This is a genomic window from Micromonospora sp. M42 (assembly GCF_000568915.1).
Taxonomy (GTDB): domain Bacteria; phylum Actinomycetota; class Actinomycetes; order Mycobacteriales; family Micromonosporaceae; genus Micromonospora; species Micromonospora chalcea.
Genome location: NZ_KK037233.1, coordinates 4,442,671 through 4,457,931, shown reverse-complemented (window position 1 = coordinate 4,457,931; position 15,261 = coordinate 4,442,671). Strand labels below are relative to the sequence as shown.

18 protein-coding genes are annotated in these 15,261 nt (G+C 73.1%); 14 read left to right on the top strand and 4 right to left on the bottom strand.

The genetic code is table 11. From position 1 onward, the window contains the following. Positions 1–146: 146 nt before the first annotated feature. The 7 genes from MCBG_RS20555 to MCBG_RS20525 all read left to right on the top strand — a co-directional run bounded on the left by MCBG_RS20555 (position 147) and on the right by MCBG_RS20525 (position 6,595). On the top strand, positions 147–1,361 hold the full coding sequence (locus tag MCBG_RS20555) for an LCP family protein (protein ID WP_043327735.1): 1,215 nt from the start codon (positions 147–149) through the stop codon (positions 1,359–1,361). A gap of 197 nt (positions 1,362–1,558) precedes the next feature. Beyond that, positions 1,559–2,476 carry an LCP family protein gene (locus MCBG_RS20550; RefSeq protein ID WP_223201278.1) on the top strand — a complete coding sequence of 306 codons (918 nt, stop codon included), beginning with the start codon at positions 1,559–1,561 and terminating at the stop codon, positions 2,474–2,476. Between the two features lie 28 nt (positions 2,477–2,504). Next, positions 2,505–2,840 carry a rhodanese-like domain-containing protein gene (locus MCBG_RS20545; protein ID WP_030499424.1) on the top strand — a complete coding sequence of 112 codons (336 nt, stop codon included), beginning with the start codon at positions 2,505–2,507 and terminating at the stop codon, positions 2,838–2,840. Positions 2,841–2,847: 7 nt separating this feature from the next. Then, positions 2,848–3,639, top strand: coding sequence for a glycerophosphodiester phosphodiesterase (locus tag MCBG_RS20540; RefSeq protein WP_043327734.1), 792 nt, complete (start codon positions 2,848–2,850; stop codon positions 3,637–3,639). Between the two features lie 76 nt (positions 3,640–3,715). Then, entirely contained in the window at positions 3,716–5,170 is a 1,455-nt protein-coding gene (locus MCBG_RS20535; protein ID WP_043327733.1) for an ATP-binding protein, read from the top strand. A gap of 63 nt (positions 5,171–5,233) precedes the next feature. Continuing rightward, positions 5,234–5,650: an ATP-binding protein gene (locus MCBG_RS20530; protein WP_181373753.1), complete on the top strand. Its 417-nt coding sequence runs from the start codon at positions 5,234–5,236 to the stop codon at positions 5,648–5,650. Between the two features lie 60 nt (positions 5,651–5,710). Then, complete coding sequence (locus MCBG_RS20525) at positions 5,711–6,595, top strand: DUF5926 family protein (protein ID WP_043327731.1); 885 nt, start codon at positions 5,711–5,713, stop codon at positions 6,593–6,595. Between the two features lie 8 nt (positions 6,596–6,603). Here MCBG_RS20525 and MCBG_RS20520 read toward each other — a convergent pair whose 3' ends face one another. Continuing rightward, a complete protein-coding gene (locus MCBG_RS20520) occupies positions 6,604–7,818 on the bottom strand; it encodes an arginine deiminase (RefSeq protein WP_043327730.1) in 1,215 nt (404 codons plus the stop codon). A gap of 162 nt (positions 7,819–7,980) precedes the next feature. Between MCBG_RS20520 and MCBG_RS20515 the strand changes: the two genes are divergently transcribed. From MCBG_RS20515 to pheA, 4 genes are all read left to right on the top strand, one after another. Beyond that, positions 7,981–8,718 (top strand): hypothetical protein, encoded by a 738-nt coding sequence (locus MCBG_RS20515; RefSeq protein ID WP_043330823.1) that lies wholly within the window; start codon positions 7,981–7,983, stop codon positions 8,716–8,718. A 144-nt stretch (positions 8,719–8,862) separates the two neighbouring features. Next, complete coding sequence (locus tag MCBG_RS20510; protein WP_030499431.1) at positions 8,863–9,315, top strand: hypothetical protein; 453 nt, start codon at positions 8,863–8,865, stop codon at positions 9,313–9,315. A gap of 73 nt (positions 9,316–9,388) precedes the next feature. Then, a complete protein-coding gene (locus MCBG_RS20505; RefSeq protein WP_043327729.1) occupies positions 9,389–9,928 on the top strand; it encodes a hypothetical protein in 540 nt (179 codons plus the stop codon). Positions 9,929–9,938: 10 nt separating this feature from the next. Continuing rightward, positions 9,939–10,895, top strand: a complete 957-nt coding sequence (gene pheA, locus MCBG_RS20500) for a prephenate dehydratase (RefSeq protein ID WP_043327728.1) — start codon at positions 9,939–9,941, stop codon at positions 10,893–10,895. Positions 10,896–10,938: 43 nt separating this feature from the next. Here the strand turns inward: pheA and MCBG_RS20495 are convergent, their stop codons facing one another. The 3 genes from MCBG_RS20495 to MCBG_RS20485 all read right to left on the bottom strand — a co-directional run bounded on the left by MCBG_RS20495 (position 10,939) and on the right by MCBG_RS20485 (position 12,607). Further along, positions 10,939–11,658: an AIM24 family protein gene (locus MCBG_RS20495; protein WP_043327727.1), complete on the bottom strand. Its 720-nt coding sequence runs from the start codon at positions 11,656–11,658 to the stop codon at positions 10,939–10,941. Positions 11,659–11,744: 86 nt separating this feature from the next. After that, entirely contained in the window at positions 11,745–12,089 is a 345-nt protein-coding gene (locus MCBG_RS20490; RefSeq protein ID WP_176722904.1) for a metallopeptidase family protein, read from the bottom strand. 89 nt (positions 12,090–12,178) lie between these two features. Then, entirely contained in the window at positions 12,179–12,607 is a 429-nt protein-coding gene (locus tag MCBG_RS20485) for an OsmC family protein (RefSeq protein WP_013289315.1), read from the bottom strand. Positions 12,608–12,769: 162 nt separating this feature from the next. On the opposite strand from MCBG_RS20485, the gene MCBG_RS20480 reads away from it, so the two are divergent. From MCBG_RS20480 to MCBG_RS20470, 3 genes are all read left to right on the top strand, one after another. Further along, a complete protein-coding gene (locus MCBG_RS20480; RefSeq protein WP_223201277.1) occupies positions 12,770–13,462 on the top strand; it encodes a hypothetical protein in 693 nt (230 codons plus the stop codon). 155 nt (positions 13,463–13,617) lie between these two features. Continuing rightward, complete coding sequence (locus MCBG_RS20475; protein WP_043327725.1) at positions 13,618–14,439, top strand: HAD family hydrolase; 822 nt, start codon at positions 13,618–13,620, stop codon at positions 14,437–14,439. After that, positions 14,439–15,251, top strand: a complete 813-nt coding sequence (locus tag MCBG_RS20470) for an HAD family hydrolase (RefSeq protein ID WP_043327724.1) — start codon at positions 14,439–14,441, stop codon at positions 15,249–15,251. The genes MCBG_RS20475 and MCBG_RS20470 overlap by 1 nt, the downstream gene beginning before the upstream one ends. Positions 15,252–15,261 lie beyond the last annotated feature (10 nt).

Sequence of the window (15,261 nt, the reverse complement as noted above, 5' to 3'; positions counted from 1 at the left end):
CGCCGACCGGCTCCTTACCCCTGCCCGTTCGGCCACAACCCGAAGATGTGGGCCGGTATTGATGGGAATTGCCGCCCTACGAGGTCGCGAGAACGGGAACAGATACGTAAAGTGGTCCCGCCCCCGATCACCGAGCTGGAGCACGCATGTCGGTCCAGACCAGCCGTCGCCCGCAGTCACCGGCACCCGGATCATCCGGGCGGGTCCCTCCGGTCATCCCCACACAGCCCGGTTCCGGCGGTCGCGGTCCCGGCGGTGGCAAGAAGAAGCGCACCAAGCGCAAGGACCCGCTCTGGGCGAAGCTCACGCTTGTGCTCGGCGCCGTGCTGATGGTGACCAGTGGCGTCGCCATCGTCGGCAGCAAGGCGGTCATCGGCCAGGCCACCGACAACATCGCCCAGCGCAACCTGCTCGGCGGCGCGGGCAAAAGCGAGGCCGAAGGCGGCAACAGCCTCGAGGGCCCGATCGACATGCTGCTGCTCGGTGTGGACGCCCGCGAGCGCTGGGCCGCCGACGACGTCCGGTCGGACACGATCATCATCCTGCACATCCCCGCCAGCCACGACCAGGCGTACCTGATCTCGATCCCCCGGGACACCGAGGCGCGTATCCCCGCGTTCGAGAAGAGCGGCTACAAAGGCGGCACCGACAAGATCAATGCGGCCTTCTTCCACGGCGCCCAGAACGGCGGCGGCTGGGAGGGCGGCGCCCAGCTGATGGCCAAGACGATCAAGTCGATGACCGGAATCGGCTTCGACGGCGCCGCGATCATCAACTTCGGCGGCTTCAAGAGCGTGATCGACGCGCTCGGCTCGGTACGCATCTGCGTGAGCCACGAGGTCAAGTCGCACCACATGTCGTACGTCGACGGCAAGCCGATGTGGAACGCCGACGCGAAGAAGACCGGCAAGCCGTACAAGGCAGTGGTGCACAAGAAGGGCTGCCGGGAGATGCAGGGCTGGGAGGCGCTCGACTACTCCCGCCAGCGCTACGGCCTGCCGAACAGCGACTACGACCGGCAGCAGAACCAGCAGCAGCTGATCAAGGCGATGGCCAAAAAGGCCACCGAGGGCGGCATGCTGACCAACCCGATCAAGCTGAACTCGCTGATGAAGGCCGCCGGCAAGGCGTTCGTCCTGGACACCGGCGGCGTGCCGATCGCCGACTTCATCTTCACGCTCAAGAACCTCAACGGGAACGACCTGGTCACCCTGCGGACCAACGGCGGCACGTTCGCCGGCAACAGCAACGGCCGGGAGACGTTCAACGAGACGACCATGGACATGTTCCAGGCGGTCAAGAACGACAAGCTGGCCGACTTCGTGGTGAGCAACCCGGACGTCCTCTCCACCCGTAAATGACCTGCTGACCTGCGCGAAAGCGCCATCGGTCGGCCGATCCCCCCGTAGCCTGACGTGAGCGGGTCTCATGTCGCGGCTACGGGGGGATCGTCACGTCCAGGCCAGCACGGAACCGACGCGGGCGGGGCGCACCCGCCCGCTGGGCCCGGTTCCTGCTCGGCACCGGACTCGTCCTGGTCCTGCTCGCCGCGCTCGGCGTGGCCGGGCTGAACTGGCTCACCCACCGCTACGACCGCACCGTCGCCAAGGAGCAACTGCTCGACCCGGCCGCCCGGAACAAGCGGACAGACCTGGACGGCGCGCTCAACTACCTCCTGATCGGCTCCGACCACCGGCCCGGCGCGAACCCCGAGGACCAGCGCTCCGACAGCATCCTGATCGTGCACGTGCCGGCCGGCATGCGGCAGGCGTACCTGATCTCCGTGCCGCGCGACCTGCTGGTGGCGCTCCCGGCGGCGCCCGGCTTCCCCGGCGGCCAGGACAAGGTCAACGCCGCGTACGAGCACGGCGGCGGGGGCGAGGGCGGTGCCCGGCTGCTCAGCACCACGCTGACCCGGCTCACCGGCATCCGCTTCGACGGCGCCGCGCTCGTCGACTTCTCCGGTTTCAAACAGGTGATCGACGAACTCGGCGGCATCCGGATGTGCGTGGACACGCCGGTGCGCTCGATCCACACGAAGCACCAGTTCGACGCCGGCTGCCAGCAGATGGATGGCGCCCGGACGCTCGACTACGTCCGCCAGCGCTACGACCTGCCCGGCGGCGACTACGACAGGCAGCGCCACCAGCAGCAGATGCTCCGGGCGGTGCTCGACCGGGCGGGCGAGACCCGCCTGCGCACCGATCCGGTGAAGCTCGACCGGGTGCTGCGCGCGGCCGGCGGAGCGCTGACCGTGGACACCAACGGCGTACCCCTGGACGAGCTGCTGTTCGCGTTGCGCGGGCTACCGGCGGATGCCCTGCGCGGCGTCCAGGTGCCCTCGTACCCGCAGACCATCGACGGCGTCTCGTACGTGGTGCTGGACAACGGCGGCGGCGGTCTGTTCACCGCGCTGCGCGACACCCGGATGCCGCAGTGGGCCGGCGCGAATCCGCGCTGGGTCAACCGGCTGTGAGCGGTCCGGGCGGCTAGGCTTGGTGACCGTGTTCGGAGCCTCACTACCAAGCGTCCCCGCGTCGGCCGTGCCCGACGACGTCTACCTGCTCGACGTCCGCGAGGACGACGAGTGGGCCGCCGGCCACGCGCCGGCCGCCCGTCACCTGCCGATGACCGAGCTGCCCGCCCGGCTGGCCGAGATCCCGCAGGACCGCGACGTGGCGGTGATCTGCCGCTCCGGCGGCCGCTCCGCCCAGGTCGTCGGCTATCTGCTGCGTAACGGCTGGGACCAGGTGCGCAACGTCGAGGGCGGGATGGGCGACTGGGCCGCCGCCGGCCGCCCGGTGGTCACCGACGACGGGCAGCCGGGCCGGGTCGCCTGAGGCGGTCATGACCGTCCCCCTGGTCTTCGCCCACCGCGGCGCCTCGTACGACCTGCCGGAGCACACGCTCGCGGCCTACCTCCGTGCCATCGAGGAGGGCGCGGACGGGCTGGAGTGCGACGTCCGGCTGACCCGTGACGGGCACCTGGTCTGCGTGCACGACCGCCGGCTGGACCGCACCAGCAACGGGCACGGGCTGGTCAGCGCGCGTACGCTCGCCGAACTGGACGCGCTCGACTTCGGCTCCTGGCACCGGGCCGCGACGCTCGCCGAGGACGACGAGCCGCTGGACGAGTCGCACACCCGGCTGCTCACGCTGGAGCGGCTGCTCGACGCGGTGCTCGACGCCGGGCGGCCGGTCCGGCTGCTGATCGAGACCAAGCACCCGTCGCGTTACCGGGGCGAGGTCGAGCGCCGCCTGGTCACGCTGCTGCGCCGGTACGGGCTGGACGAGCCCCGCCCGGGCCACCGGGTCCAGGTGACTGTGATGTCGTTCTCGCCGCTGGCCGTACGCCGGATGCGGGAACTCGCCCCGGCGCTGCCCACGGTGCTGCTGCTGGAGGTGCTGCCGCGGCTGCTGCCGCTGGGCCGGCTGCCGTTCGGCGCCCGGATCGCCGGTCCCGGCGTGGACCTGGTCCGGGCCCGCCCGCGCCTGGTTCCCTCGCTGCGCGCGGCCGGCCACTCGGTGTACGTGTGGACCGTCAACGAGCCGGAGGATCTGGAACTCGTGCTGGAAGCCGGCGTGGACGGGGTGATCACGGACCGGCCGGCCCGTGCGCTGGCCCGGTTGGGCCGGTGAGTCCGGTCGATCGGTATCGGCCACGGTCGACCGGCCGGGGGTGTCCGGGAGGGCTGCCGCGCGGCACACTCGGGACATGCCGGAGCGAACCGACTACCCCGCCCTCATCGCCGGCCACACGACTGTGATCAACATGATCAACGCGGGCGAGTCCGGTCCCGCAGTGCTCAACCGCCTGCTCCACGAGGTCGGACCGGCGGTGGGCGCGGCCGGTCTGGTCTTCGTGGAGTTCACCCCGGCCGGCGGACGGGTGATCGCGGCGACCGGCCGCGCCGAGTTCGTGCTCGGCCGACCGCTGCCCGCCACCGACCCGGCCACCGTCTGCCTGCTCGCCGGGCCGCCGGTGCGGGAGGTCCGGGTCGACGCGATCCCGGGCGCGCTCGCCGACGAGGTGGCCGGCCGGGGGCTCAGCCGGATGATCGTGGCGCGTGCCGAGATCGGCGGTCTCACCGTCGGCAGCCTGCACGCGCTCTACCCGCTGGGCGAGCCGCCGGATGCCGCGCAACGCGCCGTGATCGGCTACGTGGCCGCGTGCGTCGCGCACATGTACGGCGACCAGACCGGCCTGCCGGTGCACGGGGACGGCCCGGTGGTGGCGGCGCTCGCCGACGGGCTGGCCGTGGTGGACCGCGACGGGCGGATCCGGCTCTGGAACCCGGCGGCGGTCCAGGTGACCGGCCGTCCGGCGGAGGAGGCGCTGAGCCGCCCGCTGCCGTTCCCGCTGCCGCCGCCGGGCCAGGTGCTCGACCACCGGATGCCGGACGGGCGCTGGCTGAGGATCACCTCCGGCGAGCTGCCCGGCCCGAACGCGCTGCGCGTGGTCACCTTCCGCGACGTCACCGACCAGCAGCGGCGCGACCACGACCGCGATCTCTTCGTGGCGGTGACCAGCCACGAGCTGCGGACCCCGGTCACCGTGATCAAGGGGTACGCGGACACCCTCACCGACCACTGGGACTCGCTGAGCGACGACGACCGCCGGCAGGCCGCGCGGATCATCGGCCAACGCGCGAACGAGCTGGCCCGCCTGGTCGACAGGCTGCTGACCGCCGCCACCGAGAACCGTCCCGGCGGGGAACCGGCCGCGCCGTTCGACCTGGTCGACGCGCTGCGCGCGGCGGCGACGGACCTGCCGGCCGACATCCGGCACCGGGTCGTGCTCGACCTGCCGGCCGACCTACCCAAGGCGCTCGGCGACCGGCACAGCCTCGCCACAGTGCTCACCGAGCTGGGCACGAACGCCGGGAAGTACTCACTGCCGGACACCCCGATCGAGGTCACCGCCGAGGCGAACGAGCGGACCGTCTCGTTCCGGGTGGCCGACCGGGGCATCGGCATCCGCCCGGAACACGTGGAGCGGGCCTTCGACCGGTTCTGGCAGGGCGAGTCCGGTGACCGCCGGCGGTATCCGGGCGCGGGACTCGGTCTCTATCTCGTCCGCCAGATCGTTGAACAGCAGAATGGATGGGTATCCCTCCGGCCCAGAGCCGGTGGCGGTACGGTCGCAGAGGTGCGGCTGCCGCGGGGTTGACCCGGCGCTCGCAGACGGGGAAGGAACGACGTGTCGACTGGTCCGCCCGAACGGTCGTGGTGTGTGGTGGTGCCCCACGACCCGACCGGCGCGCGTCTGGCCCGGCACCGGCTCGCCGACGAGCTGACCGGCGTCGTACCCCCGATTCTGCTGGCCGACCTGGTCGCGGTCCTCGCCGAACTGGTCGGCAACGCGGTCCGGCACGCCGACGCGCTGCCCGGCGGCGTGGTCCGGGTGGCCTGGCGGCTGCGGGTCACCGAGCAGGGGCCGAGCATCCAGCTCCGGGTCACCGACGGTGGTTCCGGCGCCGGCCCGTGCATGCGGGCCGCCTCGCCGGACGCCGCCGACGGGCGCGGGCTGCACATCGTCGCCGGGCTCGCCAGCGGCTGGGGCGTGGAGCGCGACGGCCTGGGCCAGAGCGTCTGGGCACGGTTCGATCCGGCCCCGGCGCACCGGCCGGGCCTGGTCGCGGCCGGCTGAACGCACGGGCAGGCGGGTCCTGCCCCCACCCGCGCGGCCCGGCATCTAGGCTGTCTCGCCATGAGCAAGCGTCGGAAGAACCAGCGGGTCGGCGAGAGCACCCCCAAGCGGGAGAAGGTGCGCGACGTCTTCGTGCCCCGGCCGTTCGAGGGCCTGGTCGACGAGCCGGAGTGGATCGCCCTGCGTGAGCTGGTCCCGGCCGCGTCCGCGCCGCTGCGGCTCACCCCGGAACTGATCGAGGAGTACGGCGACCGCCCGGTCACGCTGGCCACCGTGCTGCCGATGGCCGCCCCGGCGATGACCAAGCCGGACGGGCGCGTCTTCGTCGGTCTGCAGCGGCACCAGCAGTCCGGCGACGTCTCCCGGGACCTGGCCGACGCGCTGATCTCCGCGCTGCGCACCGAGCCGGGCGGCCAGGTGAGCGTGCCGCCGCTGCCCGGGCCCGGCCCCCGCCTCCAGGACATCCTGGTGGACGGCCCGCTGGACATCACCATGCACGACGGGTTCGACTTCTGGCTCGACCCGGGCGCCGCCGACGACCCGAACGTGCAGGCGTCCCTGGAGCGGGCCAACTCGGCCATCTACCCGACCGTGAAGCTGGCCGCCGCGCGGGCCGCGTACTGGTGCCAGGTGCCGGAGAAGGCCCACGTGCGGATGGTCCTGCCGGAGGACGAGGACGCCGCGCTGGACGCGCTGTCCCGGCTCGGCGCGGCCGGCGCGCTGACGCTCGGCGACGACACGAAGTTCGCCGGCATGTTCCGGGCGCACGGGCGTCTCGCGCCGGTCTGGGACCTGCCGGAGGACACCCCGGCCGCCGAGTGGGAGGCGCCGCTGGCGGAGTTCGCCAAGCGTTACGCCGAGGCGGTCGCCGAGCAGGCGCCGCTGGACGCGGCCGGCCGCCGGTCGCGGCAGGGGCTGCTCGGCCGCCAGCTGACGCTGCGCTGACGTTCCGGTCAGGCGGCCCCGCCCTTCTCCCGCACCAGCGGGCAGGACATGCAGCGCGGGCCGCCGCGCCCGGAGCCCAGCTCCGATCCGGCGATCGCGATCACCTCGATGCCGGCCCGTTCCAGTTGCGCGTTGGTCTCCACGTTGCGCTCGTACCCGACGCAGAGCCGGGGCGCGAGCGCGAGCGTGTTGTTGCCGTCGTCCCACTGCTCGCGTTCGGCGGTGACCGGGTCGAGGCCGGTGTCGATCACCCGGAGCTGATCGAGGTCCATCGCGTCGGCGGCGGCGCGCAGGAACGGCGCCGGGCCGTCGACCCGCAGGTCGTCGCCGTCCGCGCCGACGATCACCGTGTACGCGGACAGCTCGTTGGCGATGTTCGGGTACATCAGCACGGCGTCGGTGTCGACCATCGTGCAGACCGTGTCCAGGTGCATGGTGGCGCGCTCCTGCGCGATCGGGACCACCAGGATGGTGTGCGCCAGGCCGGCGGCGAACACCTGCCGGGCCAGCCGCTCCGCGCCGGCCGGGGTAGTGCGTTCGCCGACGCCGACGGCGAGCACCCCCGGGGCGAGCAGCAGCACGTCGCCGCCCTCCAGATGCTCCAGCCGCGGGTGGTAGACGAACTCGGTGCCGACGAACCGGGGGTGGTAGCGGTAGATCGCGTCGGTGAGCGTGGTCTCCCGCCGTCGCGCCGGCATGGCCAGGCTGGTGACACCGACCCGGTCCCCGATCCACACCGACGAGTCGCGGGTGAACAGCAGGTTGGGCAGTGGGTCGATGACGAAGTCGTGCCGGTCCATCAGGGTCCACACGAGACCGCCGGGTCGGTCGCCGCCGATTCGCAGCTCCTCGTGGGCGAGGCCGGCGATCAGCACGTCGGCCAGCCCGGCCGGGTCCAGGTACGCCAGGTGGTCGGCGACCCGGCGCCGCAGGGTGTGGCCGAGCCGGCGGGACCGCAGCACCTGATCGGTCAGCTCGGCCCGGGCGTCCGGCACGGCGAGCGTCTCGGCCAGCAGGTCGGCCAGGTAGAGCACCTCGACCCCGCGGGACCGCAGCGCCGCCGCGAACGCGTCGTGCTCCTCCTGCGCCCGTCCCACCCACGGGATGGCGTCGAACAGCAACGAGTCGTTGTTGCGTGGGGTGAGGCGGGCGAGTTCCGGTCCCGGGCGGTGCAGCAACACCGTCCCGAGCCGGGCGACTTCGCTGTCCACATAGTGGGTCACCCCCGCAGCCTAGGGCAGGCTTGCGCACCATTCGGAAAAGAAGCGTGGATGAATATGGCATTCATCCACACTCACTCCGGCGCCCCGGCTTGCCGAGCCCCCGGGGGCGCAACGTAGGGTAGTGGAGACATAACTTCGAGAGACCTTTTGCCGGAGGTCGCGATGACTGTCTTTCCCGCTCGTCGAGCCGTACCGAGCAGGGCACTGCCGCCCCGCACGGTGCCGCACACCCGGGTCGAGCCCACGTCGGTGCTCGAACCGGCCCGACCGACTCCACTGGAGTGGGCCCGGCGTCGCCGGGCGGAGCGGGGGGCCCGCCGGTTGGAAGCCGCCGGGGCCCGCGCCCTCGGCCAGCTCGACCACCTCGGGCCCGCCTGGCACGTCATCGAGTGGCCCCGGACGGACCCGGCCGACATGCTGCTCGACCGCGTCCGCGACGACCGGGCCGGGTTCCTGGCCATCGGCCCGAGCGGCCTGTTCGCGGTCACCATCGCCGACCACGGCCGCGCGCGCGTGCTCGTCGCCGGTGACGTCGTGCAGATCAACGGCAAGCGCCCGCCGTACGTGGCGGAGGCGCGCCGGGACGCCAAGCGGGCCAGCAAGGCCCTCTCCGACGCGGTCGGCCTGCCGATCCCGGTCACGCCGGTGCTGACGTTCGTCGGCTCCGGCGTGATCAGCGTCTACGGACTGCCGAAGGACTGCCTCATGGCCACCCACCGGGAGCTGGACCGCCTGCTCGTGGCCGGCGGGAACCGGATCAGCCCGGCCACCGCCGAGAAGCTGTCCCGCGTGGCCCAGGCGCCGTCGACGTGGTTCAACGGCACGTACCGTCCAACCGCCGACTACCGGTGGTACGACGAGGGCCGAACGGCCGCTGACAAGCGGGCCGCCCGCCGGTAACGTCTCCGGCGACGCCACGCGGCCCCCGGCTCCGCCCCCGACTGGTTCCGTCGGTCCGCGTCGTCGCCGGCCGCCCGGCAGCCGATGCTCCCGCCGCACCGACCGGCTAGCGTGGACAGACCGTCGGTGTACATAGGAGGCGCGGTGGCCCACGTCGAACTCTCACTCTCGGACGTGTTCGCGCCCCCGGCGGGCTCCACCGAGCAGGAGTCCGACAACTTCGGGCAGTGGTCCGGCATGGTCTCCCGAGCCGCCGAGCCGTGCCTGCTGATCGACGCCGGCACCACGGTCGTGGCGATCTCCTCGTCCGGCTGCGCGCTGCTCTGCCTGGGCGCGCCGGGGGACGTGATCGGCCTGCCGCTGCTGGAGGGCGGCCTGCGCCTGGTGGACTTCACGGCCAGCCCGAGCGAGCTGACCGAGCAGGAGACCGACAAGATCCCGCCGCTGCTCGCGCTGCACTCCGGGCGACTCGCCCGGGGTCTGCTCCGCGTGCAGGGGCCCAACTCCGACGCCGGCCGCACGGTCGACGCGATCTCCACCCCGGTGCTCACCGACGGCGTGGTGGCCGGCTCGCTCACCTTCCTCTCCGCGGTCTGACCGGCACGCTTCCACCCGGGCCCGGCCTCCTCCTACGATGGGCTCGGCCCCCGCCGTACGACGACATCCCTCGATGCCGAGGACGCCCACCGTGCTCCGCACCCCCCACCCCGGTCGCCGGCACCGCCCACTGGCGCTGCTGGCGGTGCTCGCCCTCGCCGCCTGCGGCGCGCCGCCCGAGCTGCGCACGCCGCCCGCCGTCGCCACGCCCGCGCCGGTCCCGTCGACGTCCGCCACGCCCACCCCGAGCGCCACGACGGTGGCACCTGTCACACCGTCCGCGCCCGTGCTCTCCCCGTCCACGCCGGTGACGGCGACGCCGTGCCGGGGCCGGCCGTCCGGCGACCGGATCGTCGCGCTGCTGCGCGGGTCCGCCGGAGTGCTGCCCCGCGACGTCCGGGTCACAGTGGCCACCGGTCCGCTCTGCGCCGAAGGGTGGCAGTACACCGTGCTGGCGGTCACCGGACACGAGGAGCTGCAGGTCGTCACCCGGGGCGGCAGCGGCACGCCGACGCTGGTGACGGCCGGGACGGACGTGTGCGGCGTCGAGGTGCGGACCCTCGCGCCGCCCGGCATCCGTACCCTGGCCTGCGACGGCACGCCGGGTGCGTAGGCTGGTCGGCATGCCGGGAACACCGCCGACCCGCTTCGTCTACCTGGGCCCCGAGGGCACCTTCGCCGAACAGGCCCTGCGAACGGTGCCCGCCGCCGAACGCGGGGAGCGCACACCGGCGCGCAGCGTCGGCGAGGCGCTCGACGCGGTACGCGCCGGCGACGCGGATGCGGCCCTGGTGCCGCTGGAGAACTCCATCGGCGGCGCCGTCGGCGTGACGCTCGACGAGCTGGCCGAGGGCGACCCGTTGGTGATCACCCGCGAGGTCGTCCTCCCGGTGGAGTTCGTGCTCGCCGCCCGGCCCGGCACCACGCTCGCCGACGTGCGCGGCGTGGCCGCCCACCCGCAGGCGTCCACCCAGTGCCGGGGCTGGCTGCGCGAGCACCTGCCCGATGCCACGGTTGTCGACGTGCTCTCCAACGGCGCCGCAGCGGCCGGCGCGGCGAGCGGCGAGTACGACGCCGCCATCTGCGCCCCGATCGGCGCGACCCGGCACCGGCTGGCGGTCCTCGCCGACAAGATCGCCGACCACCCGGACGCGGTGACCCGCTTCGCGCTGGTGTCCCGCCCCGGGCCGCCTCCGCCGCCGACCGGTGACGACCTCACCTCGCTGGCCGTCTACATCGCGCACGACCGGGTGGGCGCGCTGCTGGCGGTGCTCATGGAACTGGCGGTTCGGGGCGTGAACATGACCCGCATCGAGTCCCGCCCCACCGGTGAGGCGCTCGGCCGGTACGTGTTCTTCCTGGACTGTGCCGGGCACGTCGCCGACGTACGCCTCGGCGAGGCGTTGCAGGGGCTGCGCCGGGTCTGCGCCGACGTGCGGTTCCTGGGGTCGTACCCCCGGCACCGCTGGAACGCGGCGGCGGGTGACCGGTCGGCGGCGGCGTCCACCGGGCCCTCCGACCTCGACTACGCCGACGCGGCGGCCTGGGTGGCCCGGCTGCGGTCCGGCGAGCTGAGCTGACCGGCCCGGGGCGACCACGGCGGGCGCCCCGGGCACCGGAGGGTCACTGCAGCAGGCCGCCGAGCACGCCGCCCTGCTGCTGGGTGCCGCTGCCGGCCACCGGAGGCTCCTCCGAGGGCTGGACGACGACGAAACCCTGTCCGGCGAAGCTCATCGTGAACGCCTCACCGGTGCTGCGGCCGAGCAGCGTGCCGAGGCCGAGCTGCTCGGCGCGGTGGTAGCCGGTCTGGAGGTTCGCCGACCAGCAGACCGCCGCCTGCGGGTCCACGTACGTCGGCGCGTCCACGTTGAGCACCACCGGGGTGCCCTTGGTGGTGATGGCGATCCGGCCGTGCCCGGTGAACACGCAGTTGAACAGGCCGGAGGAGGACGCGAAACCGGCGCCGCCGACCATCTTGATGTCGTACTGCAGGGTCGAGTCGAAGGCCAGCACGCTGGAGCCGTTGATGGACAGCGCGTCGCCCGGCTCCAGGTCGATGACGTGCACGTCCTTGGCGAAGTCGGCGAGGAACACGTCGCCGCGCCCGGAGACCTTCATCAGCGGCACGCCCTCACCGGTGAGGCGCTGCTTGATGAACTTGCCGATGCCGCCGGAGCCGAGGGCCTGGAACTGCACCTGGCCCTGGTAGGCGACCATCGAGCCGACGCGGGCCATCGCCTCGCCGTTCAGCTCGATCTTCAGCATCTTGGAGTTCTGCAACCGCATGCCCGGCTGCTGGGACTCCTTCTCAAGGTTCTCCGCGGAGAACAGCGCGCTGCGCATGGGTTTTCCTCCTGGGTCAGAATGTGCCTGAACACGGAGGTTAGGGGACCGGCGCAACCGCCGGAATCAGCCGGGCGGGGACCCGGTCAGCCCCAGCCCAGGGCGTGCAGACGCTCGTCGTCGATGCCGAAATGGTGGGCGATCTCGTGCACCACGGTCACCGCGACCTCCTCGACGACGTCGTCGTCGGTGTCGCAGATCGCCAGGATCGGATTGCGGTAGATCAGGATGCGGTCGGGCAGCACGCCGGAGTAGTCCCAGCCGCGATCGGTGAGCGCGTGCCCCTCGTACAGGCCGAGCAGGTCCTCGCCCGGCGGCGGGTCGTCCTCGACCAGGATGACCACGTTGCTCATGAGCCCGAGCAGCTCCTCGGGCACCTCGTCGAGTGCCTCGCCGACCAGTTCCTCGAACCGGTCCCGGCTCATCTCCACGGCCACGCGGCCCGGTCACTCCCCCAGAATCGGCACGTCACACGGCGAGGGCGGCCCGCAGGACACCCCCGCCGTGCCGTACGTGATGGTCAGGCCAGGCGGGCGTTCAGCGTGATCTGCGCGCCCGGCGACAGCAGCCGGGAGATCGGGCAGTTCTCCTTGGCCGCCTCGGCCAGCTTGGTGAACTCGGCCTGGTCGATGCCCGGAACCTGACCGACGGTCTCCAGGTCGATCCGGGTGACTGTCATGCCGGCGTCGGTCTTGTCGAAGTGCACCTTGGCGGTGGTCTCCACCGCCGTTTCCTGGGCGCCGGCGTCGGCGAGCTGCTTGGACAGCGCCATCGAGAAGCAGCCGGCGTGCGCGGCGCCGATCAGCTCCTCGGGGTTGGTGCCCTCGCCCTCCTCGAAGCGCGACTTGAAGGAGTAGTTGCCGGACAGGCCGCCCTTGCCGGTGCGGACGGTGCCGGACCCCTCGGTGAGGTTGCCCTGCCAGCGAGCGGATGCGGTACGGATAGGCATGGCACGACGCTACGCGAAAGCGGGCCGCGTCGCACCGCACCTGTGGACCACGATCCGGGCCGTCGGGTGTGTGCTGTGCCATGATTCGACGCAGGCCCGCGTACGGGAAGGGTGGCCATGTCACAGGATCTCCCCGTCCCCCGCCAGGAGAAGCGAATCCCCGTGCGGGACGACGACACCACTGTCGTCGAGTGGGGTGACGCCGAGCCGGAGTCCCCCGGCCGGGCCGGACGCTCGCTCGCCGCCCTGGGCCGGGACCGCCGCCTGCCGACAGTGCTCGCCGGGCTCGCCACGGTGGCCGCTGTCGCCTCGCTGATCGGCGAGTGGCTGATCATCACGGTGCCGGCCGAGGCCCGGGACGACGACGCGCCCACCCGGCTGACCAGTGGCATCTCCGAGATCGGCGGGTTCGGGGTGGCGTACCTGGTGGGCCTGCTCGGGCTGTCCGTGGCGCTGGCTCTGGCGCTGCGCGGCGCCCCGGCGGTCCGTCGGCACGCCGCGCTCGCCGGGCTGGGCCTGTCGGCGGGCGTGCTCGGCGTGCTGGTCGCGACCGCCGCCTCCCTCGAGCAGCTGGCCCGGCGCATCCTGTTCTTCGTCGGAGACCAGCGCCTCGACGTGGAGCACGGGCGCGGCCTGGTCACCGCGTTCCTCGCCGTGGCGCTGCTGGCCGCCGCGCTGCACCTGGCCGGCCGGAGCGCCGGGGACACGCCCGCCGACGAGGAACCGGACCACGACCACCCGGACGACCGGCACGCCTGGCGGGGGCGCGCCGCCACGGACGACCTGCCGCCGGCCCCCGCGGACCTGACGGTGCAGCCCACGGTGCCGTTCGCGGACCCCGACCGGTCCCGCTGACGCCGCCTACGTCGGCCACCGCGGCTTCGCCTCCGATTCGCCGGAAAGCCGTGGTTGCCGCCCGTTCCGCGAGATACGGTTGCTGCCCGCCGTCCCGTGGTCGCGGCACCGAAGACCTGGTCGGCCGGCGTGACGGCGCGGGCGAAGGAGGAACCATGACCCGCCCGGGACTGCCCAAGCTGATCGCCACCGACCTCGACGGCACGCTCGTCCGCAGCGACGAGACCGTCTCCGCGTACACCCACCGGGTGCTGGACCGGGTGCGGTCCGCCGGGATTCCGGTGGTCGGCGCGACCGGCCGCGGACCGCGCCTGACCGAGCTGACCCGTAACGACATCCGGGCCGCCGACTTCCTGGTGATGGCCGGTGGCGGCCGGGTGGTGGACCAGAGCGACCCCGACGGGCCGCTGGTGCTGCGCGACGAGCGGCTGCCCGGCGAGGTGCTGGCCCGGATCCTCACCGACCTGGAGGCGGCGGTCGGCCCGCTCACCGTGATGGTCGAGGCGTCGGACGAGCACGACGCGCCGCTGTGGGGCGACTACCACCCGAGCTGGCCCTACCCGGACCGGTTCGAGGCGCGCAGCCGGATGGAGTGCCTGTCCTGCGACGTGATCAAGGCGTTCGCGCGTACCGCCGACCACCACGTGGACGAGCTGCTGGCCGCCGCCCGGGCGATCGTGCCGCCGGAGGTGGCCACGCTCACCCAGGCCGGGCTCGGCTTCATCGAGATCTGCCCGCCCCGCACCGACAAGGCCAGCGGCCTGAGCGTGATCGCCGAGCGGCTCGGCGTCGACCCGGCCGACGTGCTGGTCTTCGGCGACCAGCCGAACGACCTGCCGATGTTCGACTGGGCCGGGTGGGCGCGGGTGGCTGTGGCGAACGCCCACCCGGAGGTACGCGCCGCCGCGGACGAGATCACCTTGCGCAACGACGACGACGGGGTGGCCGTCTACCTGGACCGACTACTGTCCCGGTGATGGAAGATCCACCTCGGCTCGTCGCCTCCGACATCGACGGCACGCTGCTGCGCGACGACCGGACGCTCAGCCCGCGTACCGCCGGCGTGCTGGCCCGCATCGCCGCCGCCGGCACGCCGGTGGTCCTGGTCACCGGCCGTCCGATCCGCTGGCTGCAAATGGTGTACGAGCAGCTCGCCGCGCCGCTGCCGGCGATCTGCGCGAACGGCGCGGTGGTGTACGACCCGGTCACCGACCAGGTGCTGCGGGCCGACCCGCTCGCCCCGGAGCTGCTGGCCGAGGTGGCCCGGCGACTACGGGCCGAGGTGCCCGGGGTCAGTCTCGCGGTGGAGATCGTGGACAGCCGGCAGATGCGGCACGAGGCGCACTACCCGCTGCGCTGGGACGCCGACCTCGACGCCATCCGGGCCGTCGAGTCGCCCGAGGAACTGCTGGCCGCACCCGCGGTGAAGCTGCTGGCGCGCGCCGGTGAGCAGGACCCGGACGTCTTCGTGCAGGTGGTGGCGGGCGCGTTGGAGGGGCTGGCCGAGGCGACCCACTCGTCGTACAGCGGGCTGATCGAGATCTCGGCCGCCGGCGTGACGAAGGCGGCCGGCCTGGCCTGGTACGCGGAACGGCTGGGCGTCGGCGAGCGGGACGTGCTGGCCTTCGGCGACATGCCCAACGACGTGCCGATGCTGGCCTGGGCCGGACGCGCGGTGGCGGTCGCCAACGCCCACCCGGCGGTACGGGAGATCGCGCACGAGGTCACCGGGCCGAACACCGAGGACGGCGTGGCGGCGTACCTGGAGAAGGTCTTCGAGCTGGACTGAGCGGCCGGGG

Coding starts and splice junctions, on each gene's coding strand:
- MCBG_RS20535 (WP_043327733.1), top strand. CDS start 3,716: ATGCCGGAGCGAACCGACTACCCCGCCCTCATCGCCGGCCACACGACT.
- MCBG_RS20525 (WP_043327731.1), top strand. CDS start 5,711: ATGAGCAAGCGTCGGAAGAACCAGCGGGTCGGCGAGAGCACCCCCAAG.
- MCBG_RS20495 (WP_043327727.1), bottom strand. CDS start 11,658: ATGCGCAGCGCGCTGTTCTCCGCGGAGAACCTTGAGAAGGAGTCCCAG.
- MCBG_RS20475 (WP_043327725.1), top strand. CDS start 13,618: ATGACCCGCCCGGGACTGCCCAAGCTGATCGCCACCGACCTCGACGGC.
- MCBG_RS20555 (WP_043327735.1), top strand. CDS start 147: ATGTCGGTCCAGACCAGCCGTCGCCCGCAGTCACCGGCACCCGGATCA.
- MCBG_RS20505 (WP_043327729.1), top strand. CDS start 9,389: ATGCCGAGGACGCCCACCGTGCTCCGCACCCCCCACCCCGGTCGCCGG.
- MCBG_RS20470 (WP_043327724.1), top strand. CDS start 14,439: ATGGAAGATCCACCTCGGCTCGTCGCCTCCGACATCGACGGCACGCTG.
- MCBG_RS20540 (WP_043327734.1), top strand. CDS start 2,848: ATGACCGTCCCCCTGGTCTTCGCCCACCGCGGCGCCTCGTACGACCTG.
- pheA (WP_043327728.1), top strand. CDS start 9,939: ATGCCGGGAACACCGCCGACCCGCTTCGTCTACCTGGGCCCCGAGGGC.
- MCBG_RS20515 (WP_043330823.1), top strand. CDS start 7,981: ATGACTGTCTTTCCCGCTCGTCGAGCCGTACCGAGCAGGGCACTGCCG.
- MCBG_RS20485 (WP_013289315.1), bottom strand. CDS start 12,607: ATGCCTATCCGTACCGCATCCGCTCGCTGGCAGGGCAACCTCACCGAG.